The sequence below is a fragment of the Amycolatopsis sp. lyj-346 genome (genome assembly GCF_046548975.1).
Lineage (GTDB): Bacteria > Actinomycetota > Actinomycetes > Mycobacteriales > Pseudonocardiaceae > Amycolatopsis.
On sequence record NZ_JAJPWT010000020.1, the window covers coordinates 179290 to 196531 of the forward strand.

Consider the following 17242-nt stretch of genomic DNA (forward strand, 5'->3'; position numbering starts at 1 on the left):
CTGCGAGTGAACCATTCAACACCGCGCCTTCGGCGAACGGCGCACCGAGCGTCAGCGAGGTGGGCGCGTGAGCCCATTGGTGCAGAACCTGGCCGTGCTGGTGCTCGCCGGGTTCGTCGGCTTCGCCGTCATCTCGAAGGTGCCCAACACCCTGCACACACCGCTGATGTCCGGCACCAACGCCATCCACGGCATCGTGCTGCTGGGCGGCCTGATCGTGCTCGGCCTCGGCGTCGACGGCGTGTTCAACAAGATCCTGCTGGTGATCGCCATCGCCTTCGGCACCATCAACGTCGTCGGCGGGTTCCTCGTCACCGACCGGATGCTGTCGATGTTCAAGGCCAAGAAACCCGCTCCGGCCGAGGAGGACGACAAGTGACCGACTTCGTCGCGATCCTCTACATCGTCGCGTTCGCCCTCTTCATCTACGGCCTGATGGGCCTGACCGGCCCGCGCACCGCGGTCCGCGGCAACTGGATCGCCGCGACCGGCATGGGCATCGCGGTGATCGCCACCCTGCTCACCCCGGGCATGGGCAACTGGCTGCTCATCGTCCTCGGCGTCGCGATCGGCGCGGTGGTCGGCGTCCCGTCGGCGCGCAAGGTCAAGATGACCGCGATGCCGCAGATGGTGGCGCTGTTCAACGGCGTCGGCGGCGGTGCGGTCGCGCTCATCGCGTGGGTCGAGTTCAACTCGACCCACGGCTACGCGCACGAACCGGCGTACATCGCGATCGCGTCCCTGTTCGCCGCGATCATCGGGTCGATCTCCTTCTGGGGCTCGAACGTCGCGTTCGGCAAGCTGCAGGAGCTGATCAGCGGCCGCCCGATCACCATGGGCAAGCTGCAGCAGCCGGTCAACGCGCTGCTCCTGCTGATCGCGCTCGCCTGCGCGGTGGCGATCATCGCCGGTGGGGACTCCTGGCTGCTCATCGTCGGGCTCCTCGTCGCGTCGGGCATCCTCGGCCTCACCGTCGTGCTGCCGATCGGCGGCGCGGACATGCCGGTGGTGATCTCGCTGCTCAACGCCTTCACCGGGCTGTCGGCCGCGGCGATGGGCCTGGCACTGGACAACACGGCGCTGATCGTGGCCGGCATGATCGTCGGCGCGTCCGGTTCGATCCTGACCAACCTGATGGCCAAGGCGATGAACCGGTCCATCCCGGCGATCGTCGCGGGTGGCTTCGGCGGCGGTCCCGCGATCGCGGCCGCCGGCGGGGCGAAGGAAGCCCGGCCGGTGCGCTCGACGAGCGCGGCCGACACCGCGATCCAGATGGCCTACGCGAGCAAGGTCGTCGTCGTGCCGGGCTACGGCATGGCCGTGGCGCAGGCGCAGCACACCGTCCGCGAGATGGCGAAGCTGCTGGAGAAGAAGGGCATCACGGTCGCCTACGCGATCCACCCGGTGGCCGGCCGGATGCCGGGGCACATGAACGTGCTGCTCGCCGAGGCCGACGTGCCGTACGAGCAGCTCAAGGAGATGGACGAGATCAACTCCGAGTTCGCCCAGACCGACGTCGCGCTGGTGATCGGCGCGAACGACGTCACGAACCCGGCCGCGCAGACCGACCCGAGCTCGCCGATCTACGGGATGCCGATCCTCAAGGTCAACGAAAGCCGGTCCGTGATCGTCTTGAAACGCGGGATGGCCTCCGGGTTCGCCGGGATCGACAACGACCTGTTCTACGATCCGAAGACCAGCATGCTCTTCGGGGACGCCAAGTCGTCGGTGGGCGAGATCGTGGAGGAACTCAAGGCGCTATGACGACCGGGTCGGATGTTCGTGCGGCGTTCACGGATCCGGCCGAGAATCTCGCTTTCGACGAAGCGCTCCTCCGGGTTGCGCCGGAGTCACCGGTGCTGTGGCTCTGGCGCAACCCGGTGTGCGTCGTGGTGGGGCGCGGGCAGCGGATCGCGCGCGAAGTGCGGGTCGACGAGTGCGTCCGCGACGGCGTGCCGGTGCTGCGGCGGGCCAGCGGCGGCGGCACGGTGTTCCACGACCCCGGCAACCTGAACGTCACGCTGATCCTTCCCGGCCCGGCCGACCGGCCCCTGGAGGCGCTCGGCCAGGTGATGAGCGCCGCCGTCGACCAGCTCGGGCTGGTGCCGCGGATCGGCGGCCGCGGGCTGTTCGTCGATGACGCGAAGCTGTGCGGGTTCGCCGTGTTCCGCACCAAGACCGGCCTGCTGGCCCACTCGACGCTGCTGGTCGAGACGGCCGCGGGGCTGGTCGGCCGCTACCTGACCGGCGCGCCGCCGGACCCGCGGCCGCTCGACTCGCACCGCAGCCCGGTGGCGTCACTGGCCGAGCACGGGCTGCGGCCCGGGTTCGGCGCGGTCGAGGCCGCGGTGCGCGCGGCGGCGTCACAGCTGCTCGGGACGTTCGTACCCCGCCCGCCGTCGGCGGCCGAGCTGGCGCGGCAACGGGCGCTGCTGCACACCCGCTACCACTACCCGCTCTGGCACGCCGACGGCGCCCAGCGCGCGGCCTGAGGTCCCGGGGAAACGTCACTTTCGTAGGGAAAGTGACGCTTTCGCGGACCCCAGGGCGCAACTTTCCCTATGAAAGTGGCGCCTCTTCACACGGAACTCACTCGGCCGCCGAGAACGTGACGGTCGGGACCTTGCGCGCGGCCGCTCGCGTGGTGGGTTTCGGCTCCGCGGCCTTCTTGGCGCGGGTGGTCTTCGCCGGCTCGGCTTTTGCGGGCTGGGTCTTGACGGGCTGAGTCTTGGCGGGTTCGGCCTTCGTGCGAGTGGCTTTCGCCGTCTTGGCCACGGGGGCCTTCGTCTTGGCCGCTGCTCTGGCGGGTGCGGCCTTGGCGGGCGCGGCCGGCTTCGGCGGGGTCTTCTTCGCGCCGGGGACGATCCGCGGCCGGCTCCTGCGGCCGCCGGTGCGGCGTCCGGCGTCGGCGTACCGCTGCAGGAGCCCGCGCAGCGCCTCGGCGTTGGTGAAGGAGAGGTCGATGTCGTAGTCGATGCCGTCCAGCCCGAAGCCGACGGTCTCCGCCGCGGGCTCGCCGGTCAGATCATCCAGCACCTGCACCGCCGTGTTCCTGGCCACGACAAACCTCCCGTGCTCGAACGTGTGGGTTCGCGTGCACCGGGCCCGACGGCATCCGGTGCCGCCGAAAACTTGCAGCTTCCTGACGGAGGATAACCGCTGGCTTGCGTGATCCCGCGTAGTGGTGTGCGCTGAAGCCATGGCTGGACAGACTTTTGACGTAGTGGTGATCGGCGCGGGTCCGGTGGGGGAGGTGGCCGCCGAACGGGCGGCCCGCGGAGGCCTGAAGGTCGCCCTCGTCGAGCACGAACGCTTCGGCGGCGAGTGCTCCTACTGGGCCTGCATCCCGAGCAAAGCGTTGCTGCGGCCGGGAAACCTCCTCGCCGCCGCCAAGCGGGTGCCCGGCGTTCCGGTCGGCGACCGGGTCGACCCGGCGGCGGTGTTCGCACGCCGTGACTGGTTCACCGGCAAGGGCGACGACTCGGGGCAGGTCGACTGGGCCCGCGGCGCGGGCATCGAGCCGGTGCGCGGGCACGGGGTTGTCACCGGGGAGCGGGAAGTGACCGTCGGCGGCGACCGCGTGCTGACCGCGCGGCACGCGGTGATCGTCTGCACCGGCAGCGTGCCGAGCACGCCGTCGATCCCCGGCCTCGACACGATCCGGCCGTGGGGTTCGCGCGAAGCGACGTCGGCGTCTTCGGTGCCGCCCCGGCTCGGCGTTCTCGGCGGCGGGGTGGTCGGCGTCGAGATGGCGCAGGCGTTCGCATCGCTGGGTTCGGAGGTCCACCTGGTGATCACCGGCCCGCGGCCGCTGCCGCGCACCGCCGCGTTCGCCGGCGACCTGGTGCTGGCGGGGCTGCGCGAAGCCGGCGTCGAGGTGCACACGGATTCGGGTGTTTCGAAGGTCGCCGCGGGGGACTCCGGGACGTCGTTGACGCTGAAGGACGGTTCGACGCTGGTCGTCGACGAATTCCTGGTGGCCACGGGCCGCCGTCCGGCGACCGCCGGGCTCGAGCGCTTCGGTATCGAGCCGGGGCAGCCGCTGGAGACCGACGACACCGGCCGGGTGTCCGCAGTGGACGGTGGCTGGCTGTACGCGGCCGGCGACGTCACCGGCCGGGCGCCGCTGACCCACCAGGGCAAGTACGGCGCCCGCGCGGCGGGGGACACCGTGGCGGCGCTGGCCGCGGGGACGCCGGTGTCGTCCGAGGCGTGGAGCCGCTTCACCGCGACGGCCGACCACCACGCGGTGCCGCAGGTGGTGTTCACGGACCCGGAGGTCGCGGCCGTCGGCCTGGCGGACGCGCGGCCGGGGTCGGCGGACCGGGTCGTCGACATCGACATCGCGGTGGCGGGCTCGTCGCTGCACGCGGACGGCTACACGGGCAAGGCCCGGATGGTCGTCGACACCGAGCGGAACGTGCTCCTGGGTGTGACGTTCGTCGGCCAGGACGTCTCCGAGCTGCTGCACTCGGCGACGATCGCGATCGTGGGCGAGGTGCCCCTGGACCGGTTGTGGCACGCGGTGCCGTCGTTCCCGACGATCAGCGAGGTCTGGCTGCGGCTGCTGGAGGCGTACGGGCTCTGAGGGCTAAGGGGCGGGCAGGTCGAGGGCGGCCTTCGCCGCCCTGACCAGGCCGGGATCGTCCGGAGTGGACGGTCCCGCCGCCCAGACGGCCTGCACGAGCCGGACGGAGGAGCCGTCGAGCTTGCTGGCGTAGGCGGCGTTCTCGAAGCGCGGGGTGGGGGTGGCGCCCCACTGGCCGGTCTCGGTGGCGAGGTCGAGGACGCCGCCCCCGCCCGGGGTGTCGGCGATGGCCTTGAAGGTGGCGGCCTGCGCGGCGTCGGGGAAGGCGACGATCCCGACGGTGACGGCCCCGTCGCGCCCGTCGACGGTGGCGGCGTAGCTGGCGCGGGTGACGCCGGAGCAGCTGGTCTGCTGCAGGCTGGCTTGGGCATCCCCGAAGGCGTGCGAAGCGCACCGCTGGTCGCCACCGGCGGCGCGGAGGGCGAACTGCAGGCTCCGCACCGGAGCGGTGACCGGCGCCGGCGCGGAGCTGACGGGCGGCGGAGCCGGAGCAGCCGCGGTGCCATCACCGGTGGTGGCGACGGCAACGGCGGCCACGGCGAGCAGGACGAGCGCACCGATGGCACCGAGGGGCAGCCAGCGAACGGTGCGCGGAGCCGCGCCAACGGGTTCGGGCTCCGGCCGCGGTCGCGGGAAGGGCTGCGGAGACGCCGACGGCAGCGGAGGCCGAGGACCACCCGGGGACGGCGGTTCGGGTTCGGTGTCGGCTTCGGCGGGGCGGGCACCGGCTTGCCCGGCTTCGGCTGGTTTCGGTGTGGTCGGTCCGGCCTCAGAGGGCTGGAGTGTGCTGGGTGGGGGTGCGGTGGCCTCGGCCTGCTCGCCGTTCGGCGAGGCGAGGCTCAGGTTTTCGGTCCGCTCGGTCTCGGCGACGGCGGATTCAGCCGGTTCCGAGCCGGCCGATGGGGGAGATCCGGGGAACCGGGGTGGCTCCGCGGTTTCGGTGCCGGTGTTGGTGCCGGGGAAGGCCGGTCCTGCCGGGTCGTCGGCGGGGTTCGGCGCCTGCTGGGTGGGAGGCGGGAGCACCTCGGTGGGTTCGGCTTCCCCGGGCGCGGGAGTGGTCTCGGTGCCGGGGAACACCGGGCGGGCCGCGGGATCGGCGGGGCGGTCCGGTGCCTCCTGGGTGGCAGGCAGCAGTGCCTCGGTGGGTTCGGTGTCCGCGGCAGCCCCGGCGAACACCGGCTGTGCCGGGGGAGCCACGGGTGGTTCGTCCGGCGCCGGCGCCGAATGCACCTCGGTGCGTTCGGTTTCGGCGGCCGAAGTGGTGGCCGTAGCGGCTTCGGGAAGCTCCGGCTCGGCCGCGGGTTCCGGGGTTCCGGCGGGCTTCGGCCTGGCGTCGACCGGGGTCTCGGTCCGCCAGTCCGTTACCCCCGCCGAGGCTGCTGCCGCCGGGGCGGGCAGCGCCGTGCCGTCCGCTGCCGGGCCACTGTCCCAAAGGGACTCCGGGGGTGCGTCGTCCGTCAACCGGCTGAAGCCCTCCGCCAGCAGGACCTCGTCCGAAAACTCGGGTGCCGATGGCGCCAGTCCCCGGATCAACGCGCGCACTTGGTCCACCGACCTCGGCCGGTGGGCCGTGGCCAAGGAGACCGTGGCGGCCAGCATCGTCGTCGGGGTCGGGTGCAGGACGCGGACCGGGCCCGCCAGGTCCGTGGCCGGCTGGTCGACCGTCTCCACGTACGGGCCCACCGCGATGATCGTGCCCACCGGGGCCGTGCCCGGGACGAAAGCGGCAATTTGCCGTTCGCAAGCCTGGGAAACGTCCAGGGCCTCCGTTGCCGGGTTGATCGAGTCGTCGTCGGCGACCAGGGGCCAGCCGTCCGCCTTCCAGGGGCCGCCCAACGGTGCCTCCAGGCGCAGGGCCGGGTCCGGCAGGTCGACGCCGATCACGATGATCACGCCGTGGGGCAGGAGCACCACCGCCTCGATCGGGCGCTCGGTCAGCCCGCCCACACCCACCAGGGCGATCCCGCCGATCACGGTGCTGCCGCGGCCGAGGGACGCCAGTGCGGCCCGGATGTCGTCCGCCACCCGGGACTGCTGCCGCTCCAGGCGCACCAGTCGCACCGCTTTCCCTCCCTACTCGTCGTTCCGGGTCAACACGCTAGCGCGCCCAGCGCAATGATCCGCGCGACACGGGCGCGCCGCGGCGCTTGCCCTCCGAAAGTGGTGCTGCGGGTGACTTGTGGTGTTCATGTGGCCAAACGGCACGGTTGGGGTGCAGAATGTGCTACAACGCATCGGAGGCGGCATTCGGGAGCCGCACTGAAGCCGCGCTGCAGCTCGAAGTAGGGCGTAGGGGAAGACGTCCCTCGTCGAGCAACAAGCGGAGGTAGCAGTGAGCACCCGTGGCAGCACCCGAGGTGTGGTGTACGTCCACTCGTCGCCGTCTGCGGTGTGTCCGCACGTCGAGTGGGCCATTTCGGGCACCCTGGGTGCCCGCGTTGACCTGAAGTGGACGGCGCAGCCGGCCAGTCCGGGTCAGCTTCGCGCCGAATGCGGATGGCGCGCGCCCGCGGGCACCGGCGCCAGACTGGCGTCCGCCCTCAAGGCGTGGCCGATGATTCGGTTCGAGGTGACCGAAGAGCCCAGCGCGGGCATCGACGGCGAACGGTTCTGCTTCGCGCCCGGGCTCGGCCTGTGGCACGGGCGGACCAGCGCCAACGGCGACATCGTGGTGGGCGAGGACCAGCTGCGCGCGCTCGTCACCATGACCCGCGGCGGCGAATCCCTCGCGCACAAGCTGGACGAACTCCTCGCCGCCAGCTGGGACGAGGCGCTCGAGCCCTTCCGCCACGCCGGTGACGGCGCGCCGGTGACCTGGCTGCACCAGGTCGGCTGAGCCCCGGGACGGGGGCCGGTACGCTTTCCGGCGTGACCACCCCCGCCCCCAGCTCTCGCCAGCGCTGGCTGGTGCCCGTCGTGGTCGTGGTGCTTTCCGTGACCGTCGGTGGCGGGCTGCTCGCGCGCGAGCTCTACCGTCGCCCCGACCAGCCCGCCGACGACGCCGCCACCGCGGTGTCGACGCCGTCGCCGTCCAGCAGCGGTGAGCCCGGCGCGGCGGACGACGTCCGGATGACCGACGACGCGCGGGCGCACCCGCAGGCCGACGCCGTCCGCCGGGTCCTCAAGAAGTACTTCGCGGCCATCAACACCAAGCAGTACCAGCAGTGGACGGCCGTGGTCACCGACGAGCGCGCGGCGGCCCAGTCACAGGGCGACTGGCGGAAGGGCGTTCGCACCACAAAGGACAGCGAAGCCCTCGTCTACCGGATCGAGCGCTCGTCCGGGTCGTCGCTGCGGGTCCTGGTCGGGTTCAAGAGCGAGCAGGCCCTCGACGACGCCCCGCCGTTCTTCCGCGAGCCCTGCATCAGGTGGCGGCTCGTCATCCCGATGGAGATCGAGAACAAGGCCCTGAAGATCGCGGCCATCGACGGCGGGCCACCACCCGAACACGAGAAGTGCTGAACGCGGAGAAGGGGCCCGGCCGAAGCCGGGCCCCTTCTCCGCGTTCCGGGCGGCTCAGGCCGCCGGGGTGAACAGCAGTGCGGTGTTGTGGCCGCCGAACCCGAACGAGTTGCTGATCGCCGCGGTCAGCTCGACCTTGCGCGGCTCGCCCGCGACGACGTCCAGCTGCACCCGCGGGTCCAGGTCGGTCAGGTTCATCGTGGCCGGCACGATGCCGTGGTAGAGCGACAGGATCGTGATGATCCCCTCGACCGCGCCGGCCCCGCCGACGAGGTGGCCGAGTGAGGCCTTCGGCGCCGTCACGACCGGGTGTTCCCCGATCGCGCTGCGGATCGCCGCCGCCTCGCCGATGTCACCGACCACAGTGGACGTCGCGTGGGCGTTCACGTGCCCGACGTCCGCGGCGGTGACGCCGGCCATCTTCATCGCCGCCCGCATGGCGGCGATCTGGCCGATGCCCTCGGGGTGGTTGCCCGTGATGTGGTAGGCGTCCGAGGTGATGCCGTGCCCGGCGAGCGTCGCGTAGATGCGCGCCCCACGGGCCTTCGCCAGGTCCGCGCGCTCCAGGATGACCACGCCGGCACCCTCGCCGAGGACGAAGCCGTCGCGGTTCGCGTCGAACGGCCGCGACGCGCTCGCCGGGTCGTCGTTGCGCGTGGACACGGTGCGGGCCTGGGCGAACCCGGCCAGCGTGATCGGGTGGATGCAGGCTTCGGCGCCCCCCGCGATCACGACGTCGGCGCGTCCGGAGCGGATCATCTCCACCCCGTTGGCGATGCCCTCGGCACCGGAAGCGCAGGCCGAGGCCGGGGAGTGCACCCCGGCCCGCGCCTTCAGGTCGATGCCCACGTGCGCGGCCGGGCCGTTCGGCATCAGCATCGGCACGGTCAGCGGCGACACCTTGCGGAGACCCTGCTGGTGCAACAGATCGTTCTGGGTGAGCAGGGTGACCGGGCCGCCGACACCCGTCCCGATCGACACACCGAGGCGGTCAGGGTCGACGTCGGTGTGCTCGTCGGTCGGCTCGGCATACCCGGCGTCGGCCCACGCCTGCCGGGCGGCGATCATCGCGACCTGCTCGCAGCGGTCCATCCGGCGGGCCTGGACCCGCGGCAGGACCTCGCTGGGATCGACGGCCAGCTGGCCGCCGATCTTGACCGGCAGCTGCAGCTCCTCGACCCAGTCGGCCTCGATCGTGCGGACCCCGCTCCGTCCGGCCAGCAGACCGTCCCAGGTGGACGTCACGTCCCCGCCGAGCGGTGTGGTGGCGCCGAGACCGGTGATCACGACGTCGATGTTGCTCATGGGAGTCTCCTCAAGGAGGGAAGAGGACTTACTTCGAGTTGGCCGACACGTAGTTCACGGCGTCGCCAACGGTCTTGAGGTTGGCGAGCTCGTCATCCGGGATCTTGACGCCGAACTTGTCCTCGGCCTGCACGGCGATCTCGACCATCGACAGCGAGTCGATGTCCAGGTCGTCCACGAACGACTTCTCGGCGGTGACGTCGTCCTGAGCCACACCGGCGACCTCTTCGACGATCTCGGCGAGGCCGGCGAGGATCTCAGCGTTGTCAGCCATGGGGTAGTTCCCTTCTCATTCTTTCTGGGGGCCTGGGTCCCTTGGGCGAGTGCCCGCGGGGAGCGTAACGGTGATCAGGGGCAGATGAACGCCTGCCCGGCGTAGGACAGGCCCGCGCCGAACCCGACCGCCAGCACCACGTCGCCGGGCTTCGCCGTCCCGGCCTTGCGCATGTGGTCCAGCGCGAGGGGGATGGAGGCCGACGAGGTGTTGCCGGAGTACTTGATGTCGTCGGCGACGACCATGTCGTCACGGGCGCCGTTGGCCCGCAGCTTCTTCGCGATCGCCTCGACGATGCGCAGGTTCGCCTGGTGCGGGATCAGCACGTCCACATCGGACGGCTTGAGCCCGGCGACCTCGAGCGCCTGCATTGCGATCGGCGCGATCTTCGTGGTCGCCCACCGGAAGACCGACTGGCCCTCCTGGTAGATGTACTTGTCGTCGCGCATGTAGATCAGGTCGACCAGGTCGCCCGCGCTGCCCCACGAGACCGGGCCGATCTGCGGCTCGTCGGAGGCGCCGACCACCGCGGCGCCCGCGCCGTCGGCGAAGATGATCGCGTTGGCCCGGTCGACCGGGTCGACCGAGTCGGTGAGCTTCTCCGCGCCGATGACCAGGACCTTCTTCGCCGAGCCCGCCCGGATCAGGTCCGAGGCGACACCCAGGCCGTAGCAGAACCCGGCGCACGCGGCGTTGAGGTCGAACGCGCCGGGGCTCGGGATGCCGATCCGGGCGGCGACCTGCGCGGCGGCGTTCGGGATGAGCGTCGGCATCGTGCAGTTCGGCAGGATGACCGTGTCCACTTCGGACGGGTCGACGCCGGCGTCTTCGAGCGCGGCCTTGCCCGCGGCGACGGCGAAGTCGGTCAGCAGCTCGTTCTTCTCGGCGAACCGGCGCTCGACGATCCCGACGCGCGCCTGGATCCACTCGTCGTTGGTGTCCATGATCTTCGAGAGGTCGTCGTTGGTGACGATCTTCTCCGGCTGCGCGGAGCCGATGCCCAGCACGCGGCTGCCGCGGGAGCCGGGGTTGAGGCTCAGGGCGGGTCGGTCGGTCACGAGGCGTCCTCCTGGCGCAGCGCGGCCAGTTCGGCCGGCGTCTTCAGCGCGGTGATAGTGGTGACGACGCCCTTGAGCTGCCGCTTGACCAGTCCGGTCAGGGTGCCCGCGGGCGCGAGTTCGATCGTGCGGGTGACGCCGAGGGAGACCAGGCCGTCCATCGTCAGGTCCCAGCGGACCGGGCGGGTGACCTGGGAGACCAGCCGCGCCAGGTACTCGGCGCCGCTGGTGACGACGGCACCGTCCGCGTTGGACAGCAGCGGGCGGACCGGGTCGGCCGGGGTCAGCTCGGCGGCGTGGGCGCGCATCGCCTCCTCGGCGGGCGCCATGTAGCTGGTGTGGAATGCGCCGGCGACCTTGAGGGCGCGGATCTTCGTGCCTTCGAGGGGCTCGGCGACGATCTTCGCGATCGCCTCGGCGGCGCCGGAGGCGACGATCTGCCCCGCGCCGTTGCGGTTCGCCGCGGTCAGGCCCTGCTCCGCGAGCCACGCGACGACCTGCTCGGGATCCCCGAGCATGACCGCGGCCATCGACGTCGGTTCCATCGCGCACGCCTTCGCCATCTCGGCGCCGCGGACGGCGGCGAGCGCGACGGCGTCTTCGGCCTTCAGCACCCCGGCGATCGCGGCGGCCGCGAGCTCGCCGACGGAGTGGCCGGCGACCGGCGCGTCCGCGGGTACCGGCGCGGTGGCCTGGAGGTGCTCGAAGGTGAGCAGCGACAGCGCGACGATCAGCGGCTGGGCGATCGCGGTGTCCTGGATCTCGTCGGCGTCCGCCTCGGTGCCGAGGCGGAGCAGGTCGAGCCCGGCACGCTCGGACCACTGCGCGACGCGCTCGCGCGCGCCGTCGAGGTCGAGCCAGGGCGTGAACATACCGGGGGCCTGGGCCCCCTGGCCGGGAGCGAGGACTGCTGCTGTCACCCTTCAAGACAACACGTTCGCGGTGCCGTCTGGGGATGCCGACGCTCACAGTGTCTGTGCGGCGTCTTTGTCGGAACCCTCCAAAGATGCGCCGTAGAAGCTCGCACGTAACCCGGAAGCCTTGTCGGGTTCAATCACCTTTCGCTGTTAAGTCCATCACGTGACGCCCGTCTCGGCAAGGGTCAGTCCCGCGGGGTGAGCAGGACGACCGGGAGCACGCGCTCGGTCTTCTGCGCGTACTCGGCGTAGAGCGGGAAGATCTCCACCATCCGGGGCCAGAGGGCCTCGCGCTCGGCCGCGGACGCGACCCGGGCGCGGGCGGTGAACCGGCGGGGGCCGACCTGGACCCCGACGCTCGGTTCGGCCAGGAGATTCTTCAGCCACTCCGGATCCTCGTCGGCGCCGCCCTTGGACGCGACGACGACGAAGTCGTCCCCCGAGGTGCCGTAGATCAGGCAGGTGCGCCGGGGCACGCCGGTCCGGCGGCCGGTCGTGGCCAGCAAGAGGGTGTACACGCCGTTCGACTCGTGGCCCTCGGTGCCGCCCGAGGCCAGGTAGGTGCGGGTTTGCTCGGCGACCCAGTCCCACTGCGAGTCGGTGGCGCGGTCGAGGTCCTCGGCGACGGCCATGATGGCGTTCCTTCCGATGCGGAGCGGCCCTCGTGGCCCCTCGTGTTCCTGGGACGGAGCCGGTGCACGGTTTTCGACATCGGCCCCAGCGCCCCAAGGTGGCCTTGGTTGCGTTCAACGCACCCAAGGCGGCCTTGGGTGCGTTGAACGCACCGAAGGCCACCTTGGGGCGCTCGGGTCCGGGGTCACCAGAGGCCGCGGGCCCGCGCCAGGCGGCCCACGGTCAGCGCGATCCGCAGCACCAGCGCGTCCCGCGGGTCGGTCGCCTGGCAGCCGGTGAGGTCCGCGGCCTTCCGCAGGCGGTAGCGGACCGTGTTCGGGTGGACGAACAGCGTCTTCGCGCACGTCTCCAGCACGCCGCCGCTTTCCAGGTACGCCTCCACCGTGCGCTGCAGCGTGGGGCCCGCTTCCTCGAGCGGGCGGGCGATCGTGTCCACCAGCAGGCGCTCGGCCTCCGCGTCCCCCGACAGCGCGCGTTCGGGCAGCAGGTCCCCCGACCGCACCGGCCGGGGCGCGCCCGGCCAGCCGACGACCGCCCGCAGGCCCGACAACGCCTCCGTCGCGCTGTGGTGGGCCTCGGCCAGCGTCGGCACCGTCGGGCCGGCGACCACCGGGCCCTCGGCGAACGCCACCGACATCCGGGTCAGGATCTCCCGCTCCTTCACCCCGCCCTCGGTGGGCCCGCCGACCACGACCACCAGCCGGGAACCCTGCACCGACAACAGCACCGGACGGCCGACGCGGGCCGCGCGGCTGCGGACCTCGAACACCACCGTCGGCGGGTCCTCCGACGGCGGGTTGCCGACCAGGACGGTGGCCGCCGCCGTCGGGTCCCAGCCCAGCGCCGTGGCCCGCGAGAGCACCGACTCCTCGGCGTCGCCGCGGACGATGCCGTCGACGACCAGGGCCTCCAGCCGGGCGTCCCACGCGCCGCGTGCTTCCGCCGCGGCGGCGTACGAATTCGCCGCGGCGAAGGCGATTTCGCGGCCGTAACGGAGGATTCCTTCGATCAGGGCGGCCTGTTCCGCTTCGTTCGCGGCGAACTCGGGCAGCTGCTCCTCGAACACCTCGATGGCCAGCCGCACCATGCCGACCGCCTGGCGCAGGCTGATCCACCGGGACAGCTCGGCCGGCGCGTCGCGGAACGCCTCGGTCGTCAGCTTCAGGGCCTCTTTGGAGTCCCGCAGCCAGTCGACGAAGCCGGCGGCCCCGGCCTGGGTGATCAGCAGGACGCTCGCGCGCTGGTCGGCGGGCAGCCGGGCGAACCAGGTCAGCCGCCGCTCCATCACCGCGATGCTCGCACTCGCCAGGCTGCCGGTCGCGTGCTCCAGCCGCCGGAGCGTCTTGGCGGACAGTCCGTGGTGCTTCGGCACCCGGCGCGGGGCGGTGGTTCCATCCATGGCGCCCGCGATCCTACGTCCCCGCAACTTTGGTGGTCCGTCGCGGCAACGCAGGAGGCTAGGCGGCGCGTGTACGCACTGCCTAGGATCGGGCCACACGAGAACGGGGGAACCGGAATGACCGGTTTAGAGATCGACGGGATCTCCAAACGCTACGGCGACGTGGTCGCGTTGCGCGAAATGACGTTCGACGTCCGGCCGGGGGAATTGTTCGGCTTCGTCGGCAGCAACGGCGCCGGGAAGACCACGACCATGCGGATCGCACTCGGCGTGCTGTCCGCCGACGCCGGCGAAGTCCGCTATGACGGCCGGCCGGTGACGCACGAAACGCGCCGCCACATCGGCTACATGCCCGAAGAACGCGGCCTCTACCCGAAGATGAAGGTGGCCGAGCAGCTGACGTACCTCGCGCGGCTGCACGGCATGCCCGCCGCCGACGCGCGCGCGTCGGCCGGCAAGTGGACCGAACGGCTCGGCGTCGCCGGCCGCCGCGACGACGAGGTGCAGAAACTCAGCCTCGGCAACCAGCAGCGCGTCCAGCTGGCCGCGGCGCTGGTGCACGAGCCGCGGATCCTGGTGCTCGACGAGCCGTTCTCCGGCCTCGACCCGGTCGCGGTCGACGTGATGAGCCAGGTGCTCAAGGAAAAGGCGGCCGACGGGGTGCCCGTCGTGTTCTCCAGCCACCAGCTCGATCTGGTGGAACGGCTCTGCGACCGCGTCGGGATCGTCCGCAGTGGACAGATGGTGGCCGTCGGCACGGTCGGGGAGCTGCGCGCCGGCGGCGCGGTGCGGCTGCGGGTCGACGTCCCCGAGGCCGGGGACGGCTGGGCCGACGGCCTGCCCGGCGTGCAGGTGCTCGGCCGGACGGGGACGGTGACCGAGCTCGAGCTGGGCGAGGGCGCCGACGACCAGGCCGTGCTCAAGGCGGCGCTGGCGACCGGTCCGGTCCGCGAGTTCGCCCGCGAGCAGCCGTCGCTGACCGAACTGTTCCGTTCCGTCGTCACCACCGAGGAGGTCCCCGCATGAACACCCCGGTTCCGGACGTCCGGATGAGCCCGGCCGCGGCGGTCGGCCTGGTCGCCTCCCGCGAGATCAGGATCCGCCTGATGTCGAAGGCCTACCGCATCAGCACGGTGGTCATGCTGTTGCTGATCGTGGCCGGCATCCTGATCATCAAGCTGGTCGCGGGCGGTGGCGGCGCCGACTCGACCGTCGGCTACACCCCGGCGACCGCCGGGTTCTCGGCGCCGCTGAAGACGGGTGGCCAGGCGATCGGCGTGACCATCGACGTCACCCCGGTCGCCGACGAGGCCGCCGGGCGCGCCAAGCTGGCCGACGGTTCGCTCGACGCGCTGCTCACCGGCGACGGCAAGAGCGTGCACGTCCAGGTGAAGAAGGATCTCGACGGCAATCTGAAGGACGTCCTGCAGGTGCTGTCCCAGCAGGTGGCGGTGACCCAGCAGGTCACCGCGCTGGGCGGGGACCCGGCGCGGTTCCAGGCCGCGGTCGCGTCCGCGAAGTTCATCGAGGACCCGCCGCTGGAGCAGCCGTACGACTACAACGGCCAGCAGCTCGTGCTGGGCATCATCGCCGGCATCCTGATCTACATGTCGCTGCTGATGAACGGCCAGATCGTCGCGCAGGGCGTGGTCGAGGAGAAGACCTCGCGGGTGGTCGAGCTGCTGCTGTCGACGATCAAGCCGTGGCAGCTGATGGCGGGCAAGGTGCTCGGCATCGGAACGGTCGGGTTGATCCAGATGGTTGTGATCGGTGTCGTCGGCGTGGTGACCGGGCTGGCCACGGACGTGCTGACGATCTCCGTCTCGGCGGCCGTCGGCACGGTCGTCTGGCTGATCGTCTGGTACCTGCTCGGGTTCCTGATGTACTCGATCGTGTTCGCCGCGCTCGGGGCATTGGTTTCGCGCCAGGAAGACGTCGGCGGCGTGACGACGCCGGCCCTGATGTTCGTGATCGCCGGTTACGTGATCGGCATTTCCGTGCTGCCGTCGGATCCGGGCAACACGTTCGTCGAAGTGCTTTCGGTGATTCCGGTGTTCTCGCCGACGCTGATGCCGATGCGGCTGGCGATGGGCGGGGTGCCGGTGTGGGAAGCGGTGGTGTCGGTGGGACTGGTGGTGCTGTTGATTCCGGGGCTGATCTGGCTCGCCGCCCGGATCTACCGCAACGCCGTCATGCGCACCGGCGCGAAAGTGAAACTCCGCGACGCCCTGCGCGCGGCCTGACGTTCGCCCCGGCCCGCTGGGCCGGATTTGCCCGGACAGTGCTTGTCTGCCAGTGCTTGTCTGCAGAGAATGCTCGAGGCCGCCCGGCGCTTGCGGTTTACGCTGCGCCGGACGGCCTCGTCTCCCCGGTCCCCACCGGTAGAACCAGTATGGCCAAGGGTGATCTTCGCGCGCCAGTCGTCTCACTCGATCGTGGGGCGCACGAGTTGCCGCCCCTGGGTACTTGATCGACGATCCGGTGCAAATCCGTGGAGGGAGTCGGTTATGGGCGAGCAACTGAAGGACGGGCTCGGACAGGCGTGGGCCATGGTGGCCACGTTCGTCCCGAAACTCGTGGGATTCCTGATCATCCTGCTGATCGGCTGGTTGATCGCGAAAGCCGTCTCGAAAGGGCTGGCGCTCGTGCTCGGGAAAGCCGGTTTCGGGAAGCTCGTCGAGCGGACCGGGCTGAGCGGAAAGGTCGGGCAGCAAAAGTTCGACGCGACCGGGATCCTCGTCAAATTGGTGTACTACTTCATTCTGCTGATCGCGCTGCAGCTGGCGTTCGGCGTGTTCGGGCCGACCAACCCGGTGAGCCAGTTGCTCAACGACATCATCGCGTTCCTGCCGCGGATCGTGGTGGCACTGGTGCTCGTCGTGGTGGCCGCGGCGATCGCGAAGGTGGTGCGGGACGTCGTCGCGTCCGCGCTGTCCGGCCGCGGGGCGGCCCGCCCGCTTTCGGTGGCGGCCTACTGGCTGATCATGGCGTTCGGCATCATCGCCGCGCTCGGCCAGGTGAACATCGCGACGGCGATCACCGGCCCGGTGCTGATCACGGTGCTGGCGACGATCGGTGGCGTGATCGTGGTCGGCTTCGGCGGCGGCCTGATCAAGCCGGCCCAGGACCGCTGGCGCGGCTGGATGGCGAACATGGAGCACCAGCTGGAGACCCCGGCGCAACGCACGGGCGAAATGAGCACCGGCCCGGCGGCCCCGCGCGCGAAGGTCGGCGCGGACAGTACCCCGACGCCGCCGGTCGGCACCCCGCGCCCGCAGCTCTGACCGCAGCCGCGCGGCCGCGTCGCCTGGGCGCGGGCCGACGCGGGGATCGAGCCGGAGCGGGCCCGGTGGGCGAGGAAACCCCCGGGCCCGCTCGTCCCGTCTCCTGCGCCCCAATGTGGCCTTGGGTGCGTTGGACGCACCGAAGGCCACCTTGGGTGCGTTGGACGCACCGAAGGCCACCTTGGGTGCGTTGGACGCACCGAAGGCCACCTTGGGTGCGTTGGGCGCACCGAAGGCCACCTTGGGTGCGTTGGGCGCACCGAAGGCCACCTTGGGTGCGTTGGGCGCACCGAAGGCCACCTTGGGTGCGTTGGGCGCACCG

At 71.4% G+C, this 17242-nt stretch carries 17 protein-coding genes; 9 read left to right on the forward strand and 8 right to left on the reverse strand.

Annotated features, from left to right (window positions below):
• Window positions 1–76 precede the first annotated feature (76 nt).
• The 3 genes from ACLJQE_RS39755 to ACLJQE_RS39765 are packed head-to-tail and all read left to right on the forward strand — an operon-like array spanning window position 77 to window position 2492.
• Window positions 77–379, forward strand: coding sequence for an NAD(P) transhydrogenase subunit alpha (locus tag ACLJQE_RS39755; RefSeq protein WP_410644824.1), 303 nt, complete (start codon window positions 77–79; stop codon window positions 377–379).
• A complete protein-coding gene (locus tag ACLJQE_RS39760; RefSeq protein WP_410644800.1) occupies window positions 376–1764 on the forward strand; it encodes an NAD(P)(+) transhydrogenase (Re/Si-specific) subunit beta in 1389 nt (462 codons plus the stop codon). The genes ACLJQE_RS39755 and ACLJQE_RS39760 overlap by 4 nt, the downstream gene beginning before the upstream one ends.
• Window positions 1761–2492 (forward strand): lipoate--protein ligase family protein, encoded by a 732-nt coding sequence (locus tag ACLJQE_RS39765; protein ID WP_410644801.1) that lies wholly within the window; start codon window positions 1761–1763, stop codon window positions 2490–2492. Before ACLJQE_RS39760 ends, ACLJQE_RS39765 begins: the two co-directional genes overlap by 4 nt.
• A gap of 97 nt (window positions 2493–2589) precedes the next feature.
• On the opposite strand, the gene ACLJQE_RS39770 is transcribed toward ACLJQE_RS39765, so the two are convergent.
• Window positions 2590–3060 (reverse strand): histone-like nucleoid-structuring protein Lsr2, encoded by a 471-nt coding sequence (locus ACLJQE_RS39770; protein ID WP_410644802.1) that lies wholly within the window; start codon window positions 3058–3060, stop codon window positions 2590–2592.
• A gap of 139 nt (window positions 3061–3199) precedes the next feature.
• On the opposite strand from ACLJQE_RS39770, the gene ACLJQE_RS39775 reads away from it, so the two are divergent.
• Window positions 3200–4588 (forward strand): dihydrolipoyl dehydrogenase family protein, encoded by a 1389-nt coding sequence (locus ACLJQE_RS39775; RefSeq protein WP_410644803.1) that lies wholly within the window; start codon window positions 3200–3202, stop codon window positions 4586–4588.
• Between the two features lie 3 nt (window positions 4589–4591).
• Here ACLJQE_RS39775 and ACLJQE_RS39780 read toward each other — a convergent pair whose 3' ends face one another.
• Complete coding sequence (locus tag ACLJQE_RS39780; RefSeq protein WP_410644804.1) at window positions 4592–6649, reverse strand: hypothetical protein; 2058 nt, start codon at window positions 6647–6649, stop codon at window positions 4592–4594.
• A gap of 271 nt (window positions 6650–6920) precedes the next feature.
• Here ACLJQE_RS39780 and ACLJQE_RS39785 point away from each other — a divergent pair, with 271 nt between their 5' ends.
• Both ACLJQE_RS39785 and ACLJQE_RS39790 read left to right on the forward strand, forming a co-directional pair.
• The gene (locus tag ACLJQE_RS39785) at window positions 6921–7424 is read left to right on the forward strand and encodes a DUF3145 domain-containing protein (RefSeq protein ID WP_410644805.1); all 504 of its coding nucleotides are present in this window, start codon (window positions 6921–6923) and stop codon (window positions 7422–7424) included.
• 32 nt (window positions 7425–7456) lie between these two features.
• Window positions 7457–8050 carry a hypothetical protein gene (locus tag ACLJQE_RS39790; protein ID WP_410644806.1) on the forward strand — a complete coding sequence of 198 codons (594 nt, stop codon included), beginning with the start codon at window positions 7457–7459 and terminating at the stop codon, window positions 8048–8050.
• A 54-nt stretch (window positions 8051–8104) separates the two neighbouring features.
• On the opposite strand, the gene ACLJQE_RS39795 is transcribed toward ACLJQE_RS39790, so the two are convergent.
• From ACLJQE_RS39795 to ACLJQE_RS39820, 6 genes are all read right to left on the reverse strand, one after another.
• Window positions 8105–9355 (reverse strand): beta-ketoacyl-[acyl-carrier-protein] synthase family protein, encoded by a 1251-nt coding sequence (locus ACLJQE_RS39795; RefSeq protein ID WP_410644807.1) that lies wholly within the window; start codon window positions 9353–9355, stop codon window positions 8105–8107.
• A gap of 28 nt (window positions 9356–9383) precedes the next feature.
• A complete protein-coding gene (locus ACLJQE_RS39800) occupies window positions 9384–9629 on the reverse strand; it encodes an acyl carrier protein (protein WP_004559006.1) in 246 nt (81 codons plus the stop codon).
• Between the two features lie 74 nt (window positions 9630–9703).
• Entirely contained in the window at window positions 9704–10687 is a 984-nt protein-coding gene (locus ACLJQE_RS39805; RefSeq protein WP_410644808.1) for a beta-ketoacyl-ACP synthase III, read from the reverse strand.
• Window positions 10684–11607 (reverse strand): ACP S-malonyltransferase, encoded by a 924-nt coding sequence (locus ACLJQE_RS39810; RefSeq protein ID WP_410644809.1) that lies wholly within the window; start codon window positions 11605–11607, stop codon window positions 10684–10686. Before ACLJQE_RS39810 ends, ACLJQE_RS39805 begins: the two co-directional genes overlap by 4 nt.
• A 182-nt stretch (window positions 11608–11789) precedes the next feature.
• Window positions 11790–12236 carry a nitroreductase family deazaflavin-dependent oxidoreductase gene (locus tag ACLJQE_RS39815; RefSeq protein WP_410644810.1) on the reverse strand — a complete coding sequence of 149 codons (447 nt, stop codon included), beginning with the start codon at window positions 12234–12236 and terminating at the stop codon, window positions 11790–11792.
• Window positions 12237–12421: 185 nt separating this feature from the next.
• Complete coding sequence (locus ACLJQE_RS39820; protein WP_410644811.1) at window positions 12422–13636, reverse strand: PucR family transcriptional regulator; 1215 nt, start codon at window positions 13634–13636, stop codon at window positions 12422–12424.
• A 117-nt stretch (window positions 13637–13753) separates the two neighbouring features.
• On the opposite strand from ACLJQE_RS39820, the gene ACLJQE_RS39825 reads away from it, so the two are divergent.
• From ACLJQE_RS39825 to ACLJQE_RS39835, 3 genes are all read left to right on the forward strand, one after another.
• Entirely contained in the window at window positions 13754–14662 is a 909-nt protein-coding gene (locus tag ACLJQE_RS39825) for an ABC transporter ATP-binding protein (RefSeq protein ID WP_410644812.1), read from the forward strand.
• A complete protein-coding gene (locus ACLJQE_RS39830; protein WP_410644813.1) occupies window positions 14659–15879 on the forward strand; it encodes an ABC transporter permease in 1221 nt (406 codons plus the stop codon). The genes ACLJQE_RS39825 and ACLJQE_RS39830 overlap by 4 nt, the downstream gene beginning before the upstream one ends.
• 264 nt (window positions 15880–16143) lie before the next feature.
• Window positions 16144–16920 carry a mechanosensitive ion channel family protein gene (locus ACLJQE_RS39835; protein ID WP_410644814.1) on the forward strand — a complete coding sequence of 259 codons (777 nt, stop codon included), beginning with the start codon at window positions 16144–16146 and terminating at the stop codon, window positions 16918–16920.
• Window positions 16921–17242 lie beyond the last annotated feature (322 nt).

Bases quoted from the DNA above. Each gene is read 5' to 3' on its own strand.
- ACLJQE_RS39765 (WP_410644801.1), top strand. From the start codon at position 1,761: ATGACGACCGGGTCGGATGTTCGTGCGGCGTTCACGGATCCGGCCGAG.
- ACLJQE_RS39775 (WP_410644803.1), top strand. From the start codon at position 3,200: ATGGCTGGACAGACTTTTGACGTAGTGGTGATCGGCGCGGGTCCGGTG.
- ACLJQE_RS39795 (WP_410644807.1), bottom strand. From the start codon at position 9,355: ATGAGCAACATCGACGTCGTGATCACCGGTCTCGGCGCCACCACACCG.
- ACLJQE_RS39800 (WP_004559006.1), bottom strand. From the start codon at position 9,629: ATGGCTGACAACGCTGAGATCCTCGCCGGCCTCGCCGAGATCGTCGAA.
- ACLJQE_RS39815 (WP_410644810.1), bottom strand. From the start codon at position 12,236: ATGGCCGTCGCCGAGGACCTCGACCGCGCCACCGACTCGCAGTGGGAC.
- ACLJQE_RS39820 (WP_410644811.1), bottom strand. From the start codon at position 13,636: ATGGATGGAACCACCGCCCCGCGCCGGGTGCCGAAGCACCACGGACTG.
- ACLJQE_RS39825 (WP_410644812.1), top strand. From the start codon at position 13,754: ATGACCGGTTTAGAGATCGACGGGATCTCCAAACGCTACGGCGACGTG.
- ACLJQE_RS39830 (WP_410644813.1), top strand. From the start codon at position 14,659: ATGAACACCCCGGTTCCGGACGTCCGGATGAGCCCGGCCGCGGCGGTC.
- ACLJQE_RS39835 (WP_410644814.1), top strand. From the start codon at position 16,144: ATGGGCGAGCAACTGAAGGACGGGCTCGGACAGGCGTGGGCCATGGTG.